The sequence below is a fragment of the Metabacillus sp. 84 genome, assembly GCF_050107715.1.
In the GTDB taxonomy this organism is placed as follows: domain Bacteria; phylum Bacillota; class Bacilli; order Bacillales; family Bacillaceae; genus Metabacillus_B.
Window position 1 is genome coordinate 42,599 of record NZ_JBNILN010000008.1, and the last position, 16,529, is coordinate 59,127.

The window sequence follows — 16,529 nt, forward strand, 5'->3', positions numbered from 1 at the left end:
GCAGAAGGGAAGACATGCTGTCTCCCCGCATACATCTTAAACTTCTAAACCATAATTTCGGCAAAGAGATGCCAGCCCCCCTGAAAACCCGCTGCCGATTGCATTGAATTTCCAGTCAGAACCATGTTTATAAAGCTCGCAAATAACAACAGCTGTTTCAATGGAAAAATCTTCTCCTAAATCGTAGCGGAGGATTTCTTTATCCGTTTGGGCATCCACAATCCTGACAAACGCGTTGGAAACCTGTCCGAAATTCTGTCTGCGGGACTCTGCATCGTGAATGGTAACGGCAATTCCAATTTTTTGGATATGGGCAGGCATTAGCGAGAAGTCTACGAGAATCTGCTCATCATCCCCGTCCCCTTCACCTGTACGATTATCTCCTGTGTGCTCTACTGCACCATTCGGGCTTTTCAGCTGATTGTAAAAAATAAATTCACTGTCATTTTGAACTTTTCCTGAAGCATCCGCCATAAATGCAGTTGCATCCAAATCAAAATCATTGCCTCCGCTATAACGGTTCGTATCCCAGCCAAGCCCAACCACTACTTTAGTCAGCCCTGGATTGGTTTTCGTCAAGTCAATGCGCTGTCCCTTAGATAACGAGAGTGTCATGGGTATCCTCCATTCATTTTTAATGTTCGCTCTGCAGTTTAAAAAAGGGGAGACCTGCAAACAGCAGCCCCCCCTTTGCTGTACACCTGTCAGATCCGTGATGCCCAGCTTAATAGAGAAGGCTGACCGCTCGCGTAAAGTCACCCCTGTTTCATGCAATCGCCGTTTAGACGTTCAAGCCGTAGTCGCTTACCAGTGAACCAAGGCCACCCTGATAGCCGCTGCCGATTGCACTGAACTTCCACTCGCTGCCATGACGGTATAGCTCACCTACAACAACAGCTGTTTCAATAGAGAAGTCCTCGCCAAGATCGTAGCGGATCAGCTCTTCGCCATTTGTTTCGTTTAAGATACGCACATAAGAATTGCTGACTTGTCCAAAATTCTGGCTGCGTGTTTCCGCATCATGAATCGTAATCGTAAATGCGATTTTCTGAATGTTTTCCGGAACGCCAGGCAGGTTCACTTTTACCTGCTCATCATCGCCTTCCCCTTCGCCAGTACGGTTGTCTCCTGTATGCTCAACCGCACCGTTCGCACCTTTTGTATTGTTGTAGAAAACAAAATCTGCTTCGGAAGAGCATTTTCCTTCCGCGTTTAAAAGGAATACAGAGGAATCAAGGTCAAAGTCCTGTCCGCCGTCATACTTATTTACGTCCCATCCAAGACCTACAACAATATTCGTCAGACCCGGATTTGATTTAGTTAAATCTACTTTTTGTCCTTTTGCTAAACTGATTGCCATTTTAATAACCTCGCTTTAATTGGATTTTTATCAGACTGTTATTCTATTAAACGTAACGGTTCGCAATCTCGCTGATCGACGCATCTTTTGTTCCATCGCCAACCGCGTTGAACTTCCACTCCCCGTTATGACGGTAAATCTCGCCTGGAACAAGAGCCATCAGCCCGGAAAAATTGTCTGTCAGGTTAAAATGAACAAGCTCACTGCTGTTTGAGTTGTCCAGGACACGGATAAACGCATTTTGAATCATCCCAAAGTCCTGCTTGCGCTGAACACCCTGATAAATATTTACAACGAAAACCAGCCTATGTATATGTGCAGGGATGCGGCCAAGGTCCACTCTGATTTGCTCATCGTCGCCTTCCCCTTCTCCAGTCAGGTTGTCCCCTGAGTGCTGGACGCTCCCGCAGCTGCTTGTTTTATTTCCAAAATAAACTAAATCCTTTTTATCCGCCAGCTTGCCGTTCTCATTCAGCATCAGCACAGATGCATCACAATCGATATTGCTGCTTCCTCCGCCGAAACCAAAGAACCCGCCGCTTTTCTTAACTGGATCCCAGCCTAGCCCAACCGTTATGGAAGATAAACCGGCTCTGCCTTTTGTTAAATCAATCTTCTGTCCTTTTTGCAAGGATATAGCCATTCTTCAACACTCCTTCCCAGTTATAAAGCCTTTAAAACCTTGTCCAGCAAGCATGCAAACTGTAATGAAGCTGCATACAGCATTCCAAGAAAATGATACCACATATTTTCCAAAGCATTCAACTTTGAGCGACAATCCTCCCGTTCTTTCCTGCGGGTGAAAACGCCTATAGGTTGATTATACGCTCAAGCCCGCCGAAAGGTTTCGTTTTTTGGTGAAATGGGGTTTGCGGTAAATTTTTCTAGGTTTTGGAGCGGGATTTTTCGGGTGGGGTCTGGCCCGGCTTTCGCTAAAGTATTAAAGCTCCGGCACCATTTCTCTTAAACGTTGGCGGACAAGGGATTGCGAAGTCACGCCTCTGTCCCCTGATGCGGTGAAGCAGCAGGGGACAGGCACCGCGCCTGACCCCGCTTTCGCTGGCTCGTACTAAAGCTCCGGCACCAGACCTGCCAGTTCTTGGTGAGAAAGGCCCGACCCCGTGACGCCTCCATCCCTCGCCCCTCTACAGCAGTAAAGTTTCGGTACCGTTCTGTGCTATCTCTTTGCCAGGCGTCTGACTTCGTTTGATAACTCCGGATGCCATTACTGCCTCCGGCCCCCACTCTGCTAAAGCACTAAACCTCCGTCCCCAATCTGATTGACATGCTGCAGCACAAGGATTCCCAAGGTCTCTGCTCTGTCCCCCAAAAGGCAGAAAAACAGGGTCGGAGCATGGCTCCGACCCCAATTATGTCTACTAATCCAGCTCCGTCCCCTAACCCTTAAAAGCGCTGGGGGAGTAGGAATCAGGGGTTTCTCCCTCCAGCCCCCAATGCTTTACCGCGCCGGGGGTCGGAGGAGCCACATGCCCTGTTTGCAGAAGAAACCTGCCTGCTGTTTAATGTCTGCAAAAACGAGCCATAAAAAAGTTTCCGTAAAGCTCACGTTCTGCCGCCCGGACTCTTTACTTCCTGTGCATCTTAAATTCCAGGAACAGTTCGTTGTAATGAGCGAGCATTTTTTTGCCGAGGTTGTCGTAGACTTCGAGCTTAGCTGTTGTTTCCGGATCCGGGTAGAAGCGCTTATCTCCTGAAATGTCCTCGGGAAGAAGCGGGAGGGCTTCTCTGTTCGGTGTGGAATAACCGACATATTCAGCATTTTGAGCAGCGATTTCGGGCTGAAGCATGAAGTTGATGAATTGATGGGCTGCTTCCGTATTGGCGGCGGTGCTTGGAATGACCATGTTGTCGAACCACAAGTTGGAGCCTTCTTCCGGTACGACATAGTCAAGCTTCTCATTCTCGCTCATGATTTCTGAGGCATCTCCTGACCAGACGACGCCTGCAGCGGCTTCTTCGCTGGCGAGGAGCATTTTGATTTCGTCACCGACGATGGCTTTGACGTTAGGGGTGAGCTCAGTCAGCTTCGTTTTCGCTTCTTGAAGATGAGCTTCATTGGTGTCGTTAAGTGAATAGCCGAGGCTGTTTAAGCCCATTCCCATCACTTCTCTTGCTCCGTCAGCCAGCAGGATTTGATTTTCCAAATCTTTTCTCCACAAGTCATCCCAGCTCGTGATTTGTTTTCCTCCGAGCATGCCGGGATTGTAAACGATGCCGACCGTTCCCCAAAAATAAGGGATGGAGTACTGATTGTCGGGATCAAAGGATAAATTCAGAAACCGCTCATCGATGTTTTTCAGATTAGGAATCTTCGTATGGTCGAGCGGGAGCAGCAGGTTCTCTTCCTTCATTTTGCTGATGGCGTATTCGGACGGGACCGCGATATCAAACGTTGTTCCGCCTTGGGAGATTTTTGTCATCATAGCTTCGTTGGAATCGAAGGTTTGGTAGACTACTTTAATACCTGACTCTTTTTCAAACCGATCCACGAGCTCGGGATCAATGTAGTCCCCCCAGTTGTAGATGGTGAGCGTGTTTCCGCCTGAATAGCCTTGGGAACGGTTCAGCTGATTAATGGAAATTAATAAAACGGCAGAAAGGATGGAAATGATAAGAAAAGCACGCAGAAGCTGATTCATTTTCGGATTTCCACCCCTTTCATGCGATTGCTGCGCTGAGTAATGAAATAATAGCCGATGACCAGACTAATGGTTACCAGGAAAATTAAAGTGGAGAGCGCATTAATGGTTAGTGAAATCCCTTGCCTTGCCAGCGAGTAGATTTCGACCGACAAGGTAGAGAAGCCGCTGCCGGTTACAAAGAATGTGACGGCAAAGTCATCCAGCGAGTAGGTCAGCGCCATAAAAAAGCCAGCGAAAATGCCTGGTGTGATGTAGGGGATCACGACTTTGGACAGGACCTCCCATTTACTTGCTCCCAAGTCCCTTGCCGCATCGACAAGGCTTGAGCTCATTTCTTCAAGCTTTGGCAGGACCATGATGACAACGATGGGAACGCTGAATGCGATGTGGGAAAGCAGAACGGATGTAAATCCAAGCCTGATGCCGATCATGGTGAACAAAATCAGGAAGGAAGCACCGATGATAACGTCCGGACTAACGATCAAGACATTATTTAAGGTAAGCAGTGTGTTTTTTATACGCCTTCTTTTCACATAGGTGATCGCTAATGCTCCCAGTACCCCGATGATTGTAGAGATGGCAGATGAAAGCAAAGCGATGATCAGTGTGTTCAGAACGATGATCAGAAGCCTCGTATCCTGGAAAACCTCTTTATACCAATCAAGTGTAAAGCCTTCAAATTCTCTCATTGTTCCGCCGCTGTTAAAGGAGTAGTACATAAGGTAAAAAATAGGCGCATAGAGGATGGCAAAGACCAGGACTAAGTAAAGGTTTGAAAGCTTGCTGTTTTTCCTCATCTTGCGCTCCTCCTTCCCGTGTTGGTAAATAGAATGATAATCGCCATTGCGAGGATCAGGAATACGGCAATGGTGGCTCCCATCCCCCAGTCCTGGGTCACAAGGAAATGCTGCTCAATGGCCGTTCCAAGAGTAATGACACGGTTGCCTGCAATCAGCCTTGTAATCATAAACAGCGAGAGGGCTGGAATGAATACAGCCTGGCAGCCTGATTTCACACCGGAAATGGTTAACGGGAAAATGATCCGTTTAAACGTTGTCCATGAGGAAGAACCGAGGTCCCTCGCTGCATCCAGGAAGGATGGATTCAATTTCTCAATCGAATTATAAATCGGCAAAATCATGAAAGGGATAAAGATATAGACGGAAACGAAGACAAAGCTGAAATCAGTAAACAGAATCTGCTGTCTTCCGGCTCCTAGCCATTCCAGCAAATTGTTGGCCGTTCCATATGTGCCGAAGATTCCCAGGAACGCATAAGCTTTCAGCAGAAGATTAATCCAGGTAGGCAGAATGATGAGCAGCAGCCAAAGCTGTTTGTGCTTCGTTTTTGTAAGGAAATAGGCTGTCGGGTAAGCAATGAGCAGCGAGAACAATGTAATCAGGAATGCATACCAGAAAGAGCTCAGTGTCATTTGCATGTAAACAGGCGTAAAGAATTTCGCATAGTTGGATAGCGTCAGATTTCCTTCAATATCAAAGAGGGAATAATAAAAAATGAGAACGACCGGCGCTGCTACAAACAGCACCATCCATAGAATGTAAGGGATTAAATACAGGTTGCGGGTGTTAGTTTGCATAGCCGTCTCCCTCGTAGGATTCGAGACGCTTATCAAATTCTTCTTCCGTTTCATTAAACCGCATGACATGAATGGCTTCAGGCTCAAAGTCCAGTCCGATTTCTTCTCCTACAGACGCTTTTTTCGTAGAATGAACGAGCCATTCATTGCCGGCTTCATCGTAGCAGCAAATTTCATAATGAACGCCTCTGAATAATTGGGAATCTACCTGAACCTGAAGCTTCCCGGCATTTTTTACCGTAATGGCTAAATCCTCCGGCCTTACTACAATTTCCACTTTTTCATTCGGATGAAATCCGCGATCCACGCATTCAAAGACCTTATCTGCAAATTCCACCCGGTAATCTTCCACCATTGTTCCAGGGACAATATTGGATTCGCCGATAAAATCTGCAACAAACCGATTGATCGGTTCATCGTATATATCTGTCGGTGTTCCGCTCTGCTGGATTTTCCCTTTGTTCAGAACAAAGATTTCATCGGACATTGCGAGCGCTTCTTCCTGGTCATGTGTAACAAAAATGAACGTAATGCCAAGTCTTCGCTGCAGCTCTTTCAATTCGTACTGCATCTCTGTCCGAAGCTTAAGATCAAGGGCAGATAGCGGCTCATCAAGTAAAATGACCTCCGGCTCGTTGACGATAGCCCGTGCAATGGCTACACGCTGCCTTTGCCCACCGGACATCTCTGCAATTTCCCGGGTTTCATAGCCTTCTAAATTAACAAATTTTAAGGCTTCCTTCACTTTTTCTGTAATCTTCTCTTTTTTAACCTTTTTAATCCGTAATCCGAACGCAACGTTTTCAAATACGTTCAAGTGCGGGAAAAGGGCGTAATCTTGAAAAACCGTGTTTACCTGGCGCTTGTTGGCCGGTATCTTGTTGATTAATTTATCGTTAAAATAGATGCTGCCGCCAGTCGGCTCGGTAAATCCGGCAATCAGGCGGAGAATGGTTGTTTTCCCGCATGCTGATGGTCCAAGCAGTGTATAAAATTTGCCCCGCTCAATTTCAAAGCTGACATGATTTAGCACAGCCGCTTCATCAAATTGCTTTGTTACTCCCTCAAATCGTATGATCGTCTCGTTATTCATAGCAGCCTCCCTTTAGTGGTTAAACAAACGTTTGATTATAAGTAGGATTCAGTTGCGACGAGGATGATCTCTGTCTCGCCACTAAAATCATTGATAAATTGATGGGAATCGGAAGCAGAAAAATAGATGGATTCCCCTGCTTCTGCCTGATAGGAGCGGGTGCCAATTCGTATGGATACCCTTCCTTTCAGCACATATCCGAATGTTTCAGAGGAAGACGCTTCGAATTGTTTAAACTCTCCTTTTTCTTCAAAAGAGAGGATAATCGGGTCCATTTCTTTTTCGTTGGATTCAGGAACCAGCCATCTTATGGAATAGCCCTTTTCTTCATCCTTATATTCGGTTTGTTCCTCTTCAGCATAAACGACTTTTTGAACGTCATCTCCTGCATGAAAGAACTTTTCCGGGCTGCACCCCAAAACTTCCAGTATATTAAAAAATGTATCCAGCGAAGGTGAACTTAAATCTCTTTCCAGCTGCGAAATATACCCTTTGCTTAAATCTGTGCGTTCCCCAAGCTCCCCTTGAGTCAATCCGCTTTTTAATCGCAGGTTCTTTATTTTCTTCCCAATTTGCATACAGGATCCTTCTTTTCTTTTTAGAATGGCTTGAAGAAGTTTTGTATTCCCTTACTAAAAGTTTACTTTAAGCATTTCTTATTATAATCTTTTCATTTAATTTTTCAACAGGACGGGACAAACCGCAAGCGCCTGGAAGGAATGAAGTTCTGCTAAATGCGCGACGTCCTTCTGCAGTAAAGAACTAACTGACCAGCATCCTGAGGTCCTCAGCACTTCGAGGGGCTAGTCCCTTGAACTGGATCAGGAAATGCGATGCATCCGCTAGGACCTGTTTCATCCTTTCCTACACAACAAAAAAACACACCGTATCCAATACGGTGTGCGAATCTCACTATACTTTTTCCAGAAAATACACATTTCTCGTTTCGATAAGAGGTGCGATGGTTTCCCGGTAAGCTTTGTAATGATCTGAAGCGATGTGGGCGTCTACTGCCTTTTGATCTTTCCAGTTTTCATAAAAGACAAAAATGGCCGGGTCGTCCTTTGAGCGGTGAAGATCGTAGCTGATGCAGCCTTCTTCTGCTCTGGAAGGGGCAATCACTTTTTTCATTTCTTTAAAAAGATTCTCTTCCATTCCAGGTTTTGCCTTCATGATGGCGTTGATCGTGATTTGGGACATGCTCATTCCTCCTAGCTTTTACGATTTCACTATAAAACAAAATACTCCGGGTTAGGTAACCATCTGCTTGTACATTCCAATGTTTAATCTTTCACCAACTCGGTTATTCAAACACTATGGCTAAAAGTCACTTAATAAAAAGGAGTTTTATACATGAATCGGTTTACTATACCCCGCGACATCTTTTTTGGAGAAAATGCTCTTGAAAAACTGAAGGAGCTTGAGGGGAAAAAAGCAGCCGTTGTCATCGGCGGAGGCTCCGTTAAAGAAAACGGGCACCTGGATAAAATTCTATCCTATCTTTCTGAGAAAGATATTGAAACAAAAGTCATTGAAGGCTTTTCAGGCGAACCTGAAGTTGAGATGGCACGCGAAAAGGCGAAAGAGCTTGACGGCTTTGACCCGGATTGGATCATTGGTGTCGGCGGCGGATCCCCTATGGATGCTGCCAAAGCCATATGGATTTTCTATGAATATCCGGAAATAGAATTTGAAGAAACCATTAAACTGTTCAATCTGCCTCCGCTTCGGAAGAAGGCTAAATTCATCGGCATACCGACCACGAGCGGTACGGCATCTGAAATTTCAAATCTATCCGTCATTACGGATGGAAAAACCGGAATCAAATATCCGATTGCAAGCTTTGAGCTGACTCCGGATATGGCAATTATTGATCCGGTCATGGTAGAAGATTTACCTGAAAAACTGATTGCTTACAGTGGAATGGATGCTGTTACCCATAGTATTGAATCGTATGTGGCGAAGCCCAGAACGGTTTTCACCGATTCCCTTGCCATTGAAGCAGCTGAAATATTGAAGGATCATCTTGTGTCTTCCTATAAAGGCAATAAGGAATCCCGGGAGCAGGTACACTATGCACAGGCAATGGCTGGAATGGCTTTTTCCAACGCCGTCCTCGGAAACGTGCACAGCATGGCGCATAAAAGCGGCCCGACCTTTGAAGTCCCGCATGGCTGTGCAAACGGCATTTATTTGCCATATGTCATTCAGTTTAACCGTACGGTTTCTGCAGACCGGTTTGCGGCCATCGCAAAACGGCTCGGCTTAAACGGCGAAACGGGCGAAGAATTGACGGATGCACTTGTAAACTGGGTTCGTTCATTGAATGAAGCAATGAATGTCCCTAACTCTTTGAAAGAATACGGCATCTCAGAAGAGCTGTTCACTAAACATGTGGATGAAATGGCTAAAAATGCACTAGAGGATCCATGCACGTCAACAAATCCTCGCGAAACATCAGAAAACGAAATGAAGAAGCTTTTCCAGGCTGCTTATTATGGAGAAGACGTAACCTTTTAATTCAAAGTCCCGAGAGCATAGGCTCTTGGGACTTTTTTTCATTTTATTCTTCATCCTTAAAGATTTCTGCGAGCAGCTTCTCCCGGTGATCCAGGAAATACTTGGTCAGCTGATAATGCTCCGTTCGCTCATACTCCGTTTCAACAATTTCCCCACCACCAAAAAGACGGATTGAGGCATTAGGGTAACCGAGCAGAATAGGAGAATGGGTCGCAATGATAAACTGCGCTTCTCCTTCTCTGGTCAGATCATGGATGATCCTTATTAAGCTGAGCTGCCGTTGAGGGGATAATGCGGCCTCCGGTTCATCTAAGAGGTAAATGGCATTTCCGCTCCCGAACCTGTTCGTGAAAAGAGACAGGAAAGACTCCCCGTGGGATTGATGATGAAGGGATTTGCCGCCATAGCTTTCCAGTGCGGACGGATGCATTTTTGCCTGCTCATCGATGTGGCTTGCAAATTGAAAAAACGATTCCGCTCTAAAAAAGAACCCGCTGCTCGTTTTCGGAAACCATGACAGCTGAAGGTGCTCCCCGAGATCCGATTGGGAAGCATCCGCATCGTAAAAGTTGCTGCGGCTTCCCCCTGCTGTATTAAATCCGCATTGATAGGCAATGGCTTCGAGCAGCGTTGACTTCCCGGATCCATTTTCACCGCAGAAAAAAGTCACACTGGAGTCAAATACAAGCTCTTTTATATTCCGGATTGCCGGGATCGAGTATGGATAGGCATTCGGTAAGCTGCTGTTGGAATGCCTTAGTCGGATGCTTCTCAAAAACAAACGGATGCCCTCCCTTTCTTTTTTCTCCCATTATAACTTACTTGGGCATTCCGGCTTAAATTTGGTTCTGCTTGCCTTTTTTCGCAGCAAACGGGTATAAAGAGAGTATGAGCTTAAAATCTGACCACTCTGCACAGAGTTTATCTTAAAGGAGGAATGCTGGATGTTTACAGCAAAGCAGGAGTTTATAGATGAATGGAACCGGGAAGCTCAGGCGACAGAACGAATTTTGAACACGCTTACCGATGAGTCATTGGCACAGGAAATTTCTCCGGGCTACAATCATCTCGGGGGACTGGGATGGCACATAACCGTAGCCATACACAGCTTGCTTTCTCAAACAGGACTTCAATTCCAGCATCCCGCCCATATTGAAACGGTGCCGGAATCGGCTGAAGAAATTGCTTCCGCCTACAGCAGCACCAGCAAGTCAATGGTTAAAGCCGTTCAGGAACAATGGTCTGACGAAACATTAAATGAAACCCGGGAGTTCTTCGGAAACGAGCGTCCTGTTCAATCCATCCTCCGTGATTTAATTCAGCACCAGGCCCATCACAGAGGACAAATGACCGTTCTGATGCGCCAGGCAGGCCTTAAAGTGCCGGGGGTATATGGCCCAAGCAAAGAAGAATGGGCCAATTTAAATTCTCTTGGCTAAAGCTAAGCTGACAGTTTTGTCAGCTTTTTGCATGCAGGTGAAGAAATGAACCTTTTCGTCATTTCCGATACTCATATACCGAAACGGGCCAAAGCTCTCCCGGACCACGTTAAAGCTCAGGCTAAATCTGCTGATGCGATTATTCATGCTGGGGATTTCCTTAACCTGGATGCGTACTATGATCTGTGCAGATATGGACCTCCCGTATATGCTGTTTATGGGAACGCCGATGATAAAGAACTGAAAGAAGTGCTTCCATCCCGGCTGATTTTGAACCTAAATGGTTTTGCTCTCGGTGTTGTCCACGGGCATGAGGGAAAAGGGGCAACTACCGAAAAGCGGGCATTGAATGCCTTCGGTAACGAGAAGCTGGACAGTTTGATTTTTGGCCATTCCCATATTCCCATCAGCAAGCAGCAGGATGGGGTTCTTCTTTTTAATCCCGGCTCTCCTACGGATAAAAGAAGACAGGCCCTTTTTTCATATGGGATCATAAGGCTGGAAGAAGAAATATATGCTAAACACGTTTTTTTCAAGCCCTGAGAAGTGAACTGATCTGCAGTACTTGAAAAGGGTATACTACACAAGAAAAAACAATGATGGAGGCTGAAAAAATGAAACCATTTACGGTAACGTTCCACAAAGAAGATCAAACAGAGGATATGACGGTTTACCATTTATCAGAGGAAGACTTCAGCACGCAAACGGAGGGCGGCACCCGCCATTTATTCGATTTGGATACTAATGTAGGGTATTTCGTATTTTTTGATGCGGCAGACCAAAATGGCAAGGAATCCTACCTGGTCCTTCATTATGAGGAAAACGAAGAGGACCCATCTGCATGCTATGGCTTTGAGCTTAAAGACTTTTATCAGTTCACCGCTCTTTATCTGAACGACCTGGAGTTTAACGAAGAACAGGAAGCAGCCGGCGAAGATGAGGAAGTGTACGGACCGATTCATCATCTGGCTCATCTGATGTTTCATATTGTGGAAGAAGCAAATAAATCCATCTAAGCAAAAAGGCTGCACAAATCGGGCAGCCTTTTTCTATTCTTCTCCCGGTTCCTCAGGCAAATGCTGAAGACAGTATGCGGCAACTATTGCTTCCTCTTCCTCATCGAGAGCAAAGTCAAAGCTTTGTCCGGTTTCTTTTTCATAAAATTGATAGTGGGTTATGCGTCCTTGTTCATCCTCTATCAGATAAATAACCCGTAAGTAAATTCCGTTTTCAGAGAAGAGCTCATCGTCCTCAGGAACCTCCAGATCAAGCAAAAATTCATACCGTTCACCTGGTAAAATCCCAAACGGATCCTTAAGCAATTCGGCTTCATGGCTTTTAATCGCAAGCATTTTTTGCACCATCCTTTCACCCGGATTATACACAACTTCCACTGACAATGAAATATCGTGTGTATGAGGAAGGCAAAAAGGGAATGGTTTACTATGCATCTTAGCAACGGTGCATGGACATCGAAAGGAGCGATTCAGCTTGAGCACCAAACTTACCGAATTGGCAGAAGAGGTAGCAGGCAAGTCATTCGATCCGGCAGAGAAAACGCAGGAGCATACGTCAACAGGTTTAGAGATTACCCACGATCAAATCAGTGACCACTATTCAGCCGGAACCATCGATCAGGGAATAAAAGATAAAACTGAAAAATGAAAAGCAGAACGAGGGCCTTGGCTCTCGTTCTTTTGTATTTCAGGTGCTGAAGATTTAATAAACAACAAGGAAATCCACTTTTGTAAGCGAATACATTAGAGAATGCCTATAGGAGGGATGCTACCTTGAAAACAATGATTTCATTATCCAACCGATTGATGCAGCGCTATTTGCCCGACCCATTCTTGTTTGTCGTCATCCTGACTTTCGCTGTCTTTTTGCTGGGACTCCTGTTCACCCCAAGCTCTCCTTTGCAAATGGTTCAGTTTTGGGGAGACGGTTTTTGGGCGCTTCTCAGTTTTTCCATGCAAATGGTTTTGGTTTTAGTGACCGGGCATGTTCTTGCCAGCAGCCCATTTTTCAAAAAGGTGTTGAGTGCGATGGCCAGTACCGCAAAAACGCCTGGCCAGGCCATTGTATATGTAACCCTCGTTTCTATGGCCGCCAGCTGGATCAACTGGGGATTTGGATTAGTCATCGGGGCCCTTTATGCAAAAGAGCTGGCCAAAAAAGTAGAGAAAGTAGACTATCGCCTGCTGATTGCCAGTGCTTACAGCGGCTTTGTAATCTGGCATGGGGGCTTCTCCGGTTCGATTCCGCTTACGATTGCAACAGAAGGCCACTTTTCTGAAAATCTAATCGGAGTCATCCCGACAAGTGAAACGATTTTCGCCCCATTTAATCTGATGATAATGGCTGCGCTATTCATTACTCTCCCCATCGTTAACAGGCTTATGATGCCGGGCAGAGATGAAACCGTATCGGTTGATCCTGCTCTTTTGGAGGAATCGTCATATGAAGCCGCAGCCATAGAAAAAGAGGCCATGACTCCCGCTCTTCGTCTTGAAAACAGCCGGCTCCTCTCCCTTCTGATTGGGGGGTTAGGTCTGGTTTTCCTAATCAGCTACTTCATCAGCAAAGGGTTCTTGATTAATCTCGATATAGTAAACTTTCTTTTCCTGTTCCTCGGGATTCTCTTTCACGGTACACCTAAACAGTACCTTCTTGCTGTAAATGAAGCAGTAAAAGGAGCAGCCGGGATTATCATTCAGTTCCCTTTTTACGCGGGTATTATGGGTATGATGGTGACATCGGGCCTGGCAGCTGTCATCTCTGAAGGCTTTGTGTCCATCTCAAATCCTCAGACATTTCCGCTATTCGCATTTTGGAGTGCAGGAATTGTGAACATCTTCGTTCCGTCCGGTGGAGGGCAATGGGCTGTACAGGCACCGGTTATGCTGGATGCGGCGAAAACCCTTGATGTTTCTATGGCGAAAACGGCTATGGCTGTTGCTTGGGGCGACGCCTGGACCAATATGATCCAGCCATTCTGGGCACTCCCAGCCCTTGCCATAGCGGGACTGAAAGCAAAAGACATTATGGGGTTCTGCGTCTTTGTTCTTCTCGCAAGCGGAATCATCATCTCCCTCGGATTGCTGTTTTTATAAATGGTTAGAGGCTTCCTGGTCAAGGAAGCCTCTTTTCTATTAGCTGACGATTTTTGCGGGGTTTTGAAACGTGCCCCACTGTTGCTGTATACCCGCTGAATGGTGAGAACGCTGTCAAGGAGTTTTTGAACACTTCGAGACTGCTTATCTTGGGTCATTGGGATACGGGGGATGCCTATTTATCAGAAAGGGTGGTGTCTCTTATTTTTCGAAGTTTTTTCTTGAAGAATGGGCTTTTTTTATTTTAAAGGGCTTTTTCAGCTGCACGAGTACCCAATCCAACTGATATCAGCGGATTTGCCCCGGGATGACAGAAATTCGACCGGTTCTTGTTCCTATTTCAGAAGGAATTTTTCATTTATTGTCCGTATTGCAGGATATATTGTCCGAACTCGAATTTTATTGTCCGTACTTTGCTTTTATTGTCTCAACTTCCTTTTTATTGTCGGTACTTTCAATATAAAGACTTTTCGACAAAATTCGTCATTTCTTTCCTTTTGGAACCAAAAAGGAGCTGACATCATCAGCTCCTTCTTTCCCGAATATTATTCTTCCGGTTTAAATGTTTGGCAATCCGTTTCATGACTTGAATCGGCTTTGGTTCCTTTATGACTGACTACGTAGATTTGCTTAGCACCGCACTTGCTGCCTTTCATGTTGTAGACACAATTGCTGACTTCACACAATACGTCCTGAGCCACAGTTCCCACCTCCAAAACCGTTTTTAAGAGATCATGACAATAGCTTATTATATAGATACCCCATTCTAAATTTTGAAAACGAATAAACCCGAACTTCATTGCAGCCGGGCTGATGGGCTGATTAGATAAGATGACACCGCCGTTAAGGACATAAGCTCAGCGCTTCTTTTCATCCGGCGTAACGTAAAAAGGGACCAGAGCGTAAGGCTCTGATCCCTTTTTTATTTCCTGATATCCGATAATGATTACTCTTTGACCCAATTTGCGATCATTTCAATATCCGCTGCTTTGAGGGTTGTAAATACCGGACATCTTGAATCTGTTTTTTCTTTTAATTCCTGAATGCGGTCATCGGATTCAGTTGTTTTAACTTTCGCATTAATTGTAATTTTGTTGAAGTAAGGGCGTACGTTTTCATCACCCATCATGCCTCTTGGGTCCAATTCACCGCTGATATCAAAATCAATGCCCTGCAAGTCAAAGTTCATTTCTTTTGCCACCATTCCTGCAACGACTGTTTCACAGCCTGATAGTGCACCAAGAAGTGTTGCCAGTGGATTAGGTCCTTCGTCTTTTCCTCCCATTGAGGCAGGCTCATCTATAATCAAGGTATGGTTTTTTGAGGTTACTTTCGTTTGTACACCTTCAGAAACGGATGTTATACGTTCGATCATTTTACTCATTATTCTTCCTCCTTAACATCACATTGTACCAACTGGTAGGTACAATGTGAGAATATCATATTTGTTTCTCTCCGAGCGAAGAAAATGCTTATACTTTCTTAAGCTCTAGGTGGCTGCGAATAACAGAAACTACCTCTTCTAAGGTTTTCAAATCTCTGTCATTTTTCATCAGCATAATCCCGCCTTCTATTTGCGCTACAATTGATAAGGCATGACTGCGAAGATTGACAAAAGGCTTAAATAAAGTGCACTCAGACAAATCTTTTAGCACGGCCTCCAGAGCTTTAGCCCACTTTCGGAAAAAACGTAGAATTCTTCATCTTGCTCACTCATTTCTAATGCAAGATTCCCAATTGGACACTCCGAATAGTCGTTTGCCTGCTTATGATATCCAATAATCCAGTTTAGCATTCCACTCAATTTTTCTTGAGGAGCACCATCCGCTTGAATGATTCCCACAATCTTCTCTTCCCACTTCCGTGTAAGCTGTTCAACGACAGCCAGCCCTAAATCATGTTTCGAAGAATAAAACTGGCCCTTTCCAATGTGGGCGTAAGTCATAATATCATTTACCCCGGCAGCCTTATAGCCCTTTGAATGGATGACTTCTCTTGCCTGCCTGATGATCTCTTATCTTTTAGACATTTGTTTCACTCCCCAAGAAGCAATAAACAGCTATTTAACACCCCTCAGGACCGCAAGCTGGCGCTGCATCATCAGAGTTTTTAGCTTGTTTTAAGTCATCTACCGCCTCAACGAAGCGTTTCAATCTCTCTGGTGACTGAGCACCCATTGTCATTTCACCTTCATACTCGTAGGTTGGTACACCCTGCACCCCAATTTTGTGAGCATGTTCAATTTCTTCCAGTACAGCCGGCAAATATTTTTCCTGTCTGAGTGCTTCTAAAAATTCACTTTCGTCCATACCCAATGAGGAAACCACACCGCCTAGTACGTCAAGATTTCCTATATCATGCCCTTCAATCCAGTAAGCATGAAAAACGGCATTGCGGTATTCAGCTGATTTCCCTTTTTCTTCAGCATAATGAAGTCCCATCATAGCTATTCTGGAATCGCTCGTTACCGTTGTCAGTACATCCGGCTTCATGTCAATTCCGTACTTTTCAGCCAAATGATTTACACTATCCTGGGCTTGCTTCATATAAGGACTGCCTGGATCCGGCTGACCTTCAGGATGGAGTTCAAATTCCTTCCATTCAATTTCAAGATCTGGAACCATTTCCTGGACACGTTCTGCATTTACTTTTCCTATATAGCAAAACGGGCAGATAAAATCTGAATAAATCGTTAATTTTTTAGCAGCCAATTTCTCTTCCTCCTTATTCCCGGATTGTGTTAC

General features: G+C 45.1%; 22 protein-coding genes. 6 read left to right on the forward strand and 16 right to left on the reverse strand.

The features are described 5' to 3' along the window. Positions 1 to 36 precede the first annotated feature (36 nt). The 9 genes from ACQCV8_RS14215 to ACQCV8_RS14255 form a co-directional block, all read right to left on the reverse strand. Complete coding sequence (locus ACQCV8_RS14215; RefSeq protein WP_426845413.1) at positions 37 to 615, reverse strand: TerD family protein; 579 nt, start codon at positions 613 to 615, stop codon at positions 37 to 39. Positions 616 to 781: 166 nt separating this feature from the next. Continuing rightward, positions 782 to 1,360: a TerD family protein gene (locus ACQCV8_RS14220; RefSeq protein WP_426845415.1), complete on the reverse strand. Its 579-nt coding sequence runs from the start codon at positions 1,358 to 1,360 to the stop codon at positions 782 to 784. A gap of 46 nt (positions 1,361 to 1,406) precedes the next feature. Next, on the reverse strand, positions 1,407 to 2,003 hold the full coding sequence (locus tag ACQCV8_RS14225; RefSeq protein ID WP_426845417.1) for a TerD family protein: 597 nt from the start codon (positions 2,001 to 2,003) through the stop codon (positions 1,407 to 1,409). 943 nt (positions 2,004 to 2,946) lie between these two features. Further along, a complete protein-coding gene (locus ACQCV8_RS14230) occupies positions 2,947 to 4,020 on the reverse strand; it encodes an ABC transporter substrate-binding protein (RefSeq protein ID WP_426845418.1) in 1,074 nt (357 codons plus the stop codon). Then, positions 4,017 to 4,820 carry an ABC transporter permease gene (locus ACQCV8_RS14235; RefSeq protein ID WP_426845420.1) on the reverse strand — a complete coding sequence of 268 codons (804 nt, stop codon included), beginning with the start codon at positions 4,818 to 4,820 and terminating at the stop codon, positions 4,017 to 4,019. The genes ACQCV8_RS14230 and ACQCV8_RS14235 overlap by 4 nt, the downstream gene beginning before the upstream one ends. Then, on the reverse strand, positions 4,817 to 5,620 hold the full coding sequence (locus ACQCV8_RS14240) for an ABC transporter permease (RefSeq protein ID WP_426845422.1): 804 nt from the start codon (positions 5,618 to 5,620) through the stop codon (positions 4,817 to 4,819). Before ACQCV8_RS14240 ends, ACQCV8_RS14235 begins: the two co-directional genes overlap by 4 nt. Next, a complete protein-coding gene (locus ACQCV8_RS14245; protein WP_426845424.1) occupies positions 5,610 to 6,713 on the reverse strand; it encodes an ABC transporter ATP-binding protein in 1,104 nt (367 codons plus the stop codon). Before ACQCV8_RS14245 ends, ACQCV8_RS14240 begins: the two co-directional genes overlap by 11 nt. A gap of 35 nt (positions 6,714 to 6,748) precedes the next feature. Then, positions 6,749 to 7,291 (reverse strand): helix-turn-helix domain-containing protein, encoded by a 543-nt coding sequence (locus tag ACQCV8_RS14250; RefSeq protein WP_426845426.1) that lies wholly within the window; start codon positions 7,289 to 7,291, stop codon positions 6,749 to 6,751. 334 nt (positions 7,292 to 7,625) lie between these two features. Further along, positions 7,626 to 7,913: a putative quinol monooxygenase gene (locus ACQCV8_RS14255; RefSeq protein WP_426845428.1), complete on the reverse strand. Its 288-nt coding sequence runs from the start codon at positions 7,911 to 7,913 to the stop codon at positions 7,626 to 7,628. 153 nt (positions 7,914 to 8,066) lie between these two features. On the opposite strand from ACQCV8_RS14255, the gene ACQCV8_RS14260 reads away from it, so the two are divergent. Next, positions 8,067 to 9,233 carry an iron-containing alcohol dehydrogenase gene (locus ACQCV8_RS14260; RefSeq protein WP_426845430.1) on the forward strand — a complete coding sequence of 389 codons (1,167 nt, stop codon included), beginning with the start codon at positions 8,067 to 8,069 and terminating at the stop codon, positions 9,231 to 9,233. Between the two features lie 43 nt (positions 9,234 to 9,276). On the opposite strand, the gene ACQCV8_RS14265 is transcribed toward ACQCV8_RS14260, so the two are convergent. After that, positions 9,277 to 10,014 carry an AAA family ATPase gene (locus ACQCV8_RS14265; protein ID WP_426845432.1) on the reverse strand — a complete coding sequence of 246 codons (738 nt, stop codon included), beginning with the start codon at positions 10,012 to 10,014 and terminating at the stop codon, positions 9,277 to 9,279. Between the two features lie 163 nt (positions 10,015 to 10,177). Here ACQCV8_RS14265 and ACQCV8_RS14270 point away from each other — a divergent pair, with 163 nt between their 5' ends. The 3 genes from ACQCV8_RS14270 (at position 10,178) to ACQCV8_RS14280 (ending at position 11,688) form a co-directional block, all read left to right on the forward strand. Further along, positions 10,178 to 10,672: a DinB family protein gene (locus ACQCV8_RS14270; RefSeq protein WP_426845433.1), complete on the forward strand. Its 495-nt coding sequence runs from the start codon at positions 10,178 to 10,180 to the stop codon at positions 10,670 to 10,672. Between the two features lie 45 nt (positions 10,673 to 10,717). Then, complete coding sequence (locus tag ACQCV8_RS14275) at positions 10,718 to 11,215, forward strand: metallophosphoesterase family protein (RefSeq protein WP_426845435.1); 498 nt, start codon at positions 10,718 to 10,720, stop codon at positions 11,213 to 11,215. A gap of 71 nt (positions 11,216 to 11,286) precedes the next feature. Continuing rightward, complete coding sequence (locus tag ACQCV8_RS14280) at positions 11,287 to 11,688, forward strand: cytosolic protein (RefSeq protein ID WP_426845437.1); 402 nt, start codon at positions 11,287 to 11,289, stop codon at positions 11,686 to 11,688. Positions 11,689 to 11,721: 33 nt separating this feature from the next. Here the strand turns inward: ACQCV8_RS14280 and ACQCV8_RS14285 are convergent, their stop codons facing one another. Further along, entirely contained in the window at positions 11,722 to 12,024 is a 303-nt protein-coding gene (locus ACQCV8_RS14285; RefSeq protein WP_426845439.1) for a DUF6509 family protein, read from the reverse strand. 139 nt (positions 12,025 to 12,163) lie between these two features. On the opposite strand from ACQCV8_RS14285, the gene ACQCV8_RS14290 reads away from it, so the two are divergent. Beyond that, positions 12,164 to 12,337, forward strand: coding sequence for a YozQ family protein (locus tag ACQCV8_RS14290; RefSeq protein WP_426845441.1), 174 nt, complete (start codon positions 12,164 to 12,166; stop codon positions 12,335 to 12,337). Positions 12,338 to 12,462: 125 nt separating this feature from the next. Continuing rightward, positions 12,463 to 13,785, forward strand: a complete 1,323-nt coding sequence (locus ACQCV8_RS14295) for a short-chain fatty acid transporter (RefSeq protein ID WP_426845443.1) — start codon at positions 12,463 to 12,465, stop codon at positions 13,783 to 13,785. Between the two features lie 545 nt (positions 13,786 to 14,330). On the opposite strand, the gene ACQCV8_RS14300 is transcribed toward ACQCV8_RS14295, so the two are convergent. The 5 genes from ACQCV8_RS14300 to ACQCV8_RS14320 all read right to left on the reverse strand — a co-directional run bounded on the left by ACQCV8_RS14300 (position 14,331) and on the right by ACQCV8_RS14320 (position 16,496). Next, the gene (locus tag ACQCV8_RS14300) at positions 14,331 to 14,486 is read right to left on the reverse strand and encodes a DUF1540 domain-containing protein (RefSeq protein WP_426845445.1); all 156 of its coding nucleotides are present in this window, start codon (positions 14,484 to 14,486) and stop codon (positions 14,331 to 14,333) included. A 245-nt stretch (positions 14,487 to 14,731) separates the two neighbouring features. Beyond that, the gene (locus tag ACQCV8_RS14305; RefSeq protein WP_426845446.1) at positions 14,732 to 15,169 is read right to left on the reverse strand and encodes an OsmC family protein; all 438 of its coding nucleotides are present in this window, start codon (positions 15,167 to 15,169) and stop codon (positions 14,732 to 14,734) included. Positions 15,170 to 15,257: 88 nt separating this feature from the next. Beyond that, entirely contained in the window at positions 15,258 to 15,440 is a 183-nt protein-coding gene (locus tag ACQCV8_RS14310; RefSeq protein ID WP_426845448.1) for a hypothetical protein, read from the reverse strand. Continuing rightward, positions 15,434 to 15,796, reverse strand: coding sequence for a TetR/AcrR family transcriptional regulator (locus ACQCV8_RS14315; protein ID WP_426845581.1), 363 nt, complete (start codon positions 15,794 to 15,796; stop codon positions 15,434 to 15,436). Before ACQCV8_RS14315 ends, ACQCV8_RS14310 begins: the two co-directional genes overlap by 7 nt. 52 nt (positions 15,797 to 15,848) lie before the next feature. Next, entirely contained in the window at positions 15,849 to 16,496 is a 648-nt protein-coding gene (locus ACQCV8_RS14320; RefSeq protein WP_426845450.1) for a DsbA family oxidoreductase, read from the reverse strand. Positions 16,497 to 16,529 lie beyond the last annotated feature (33 nt).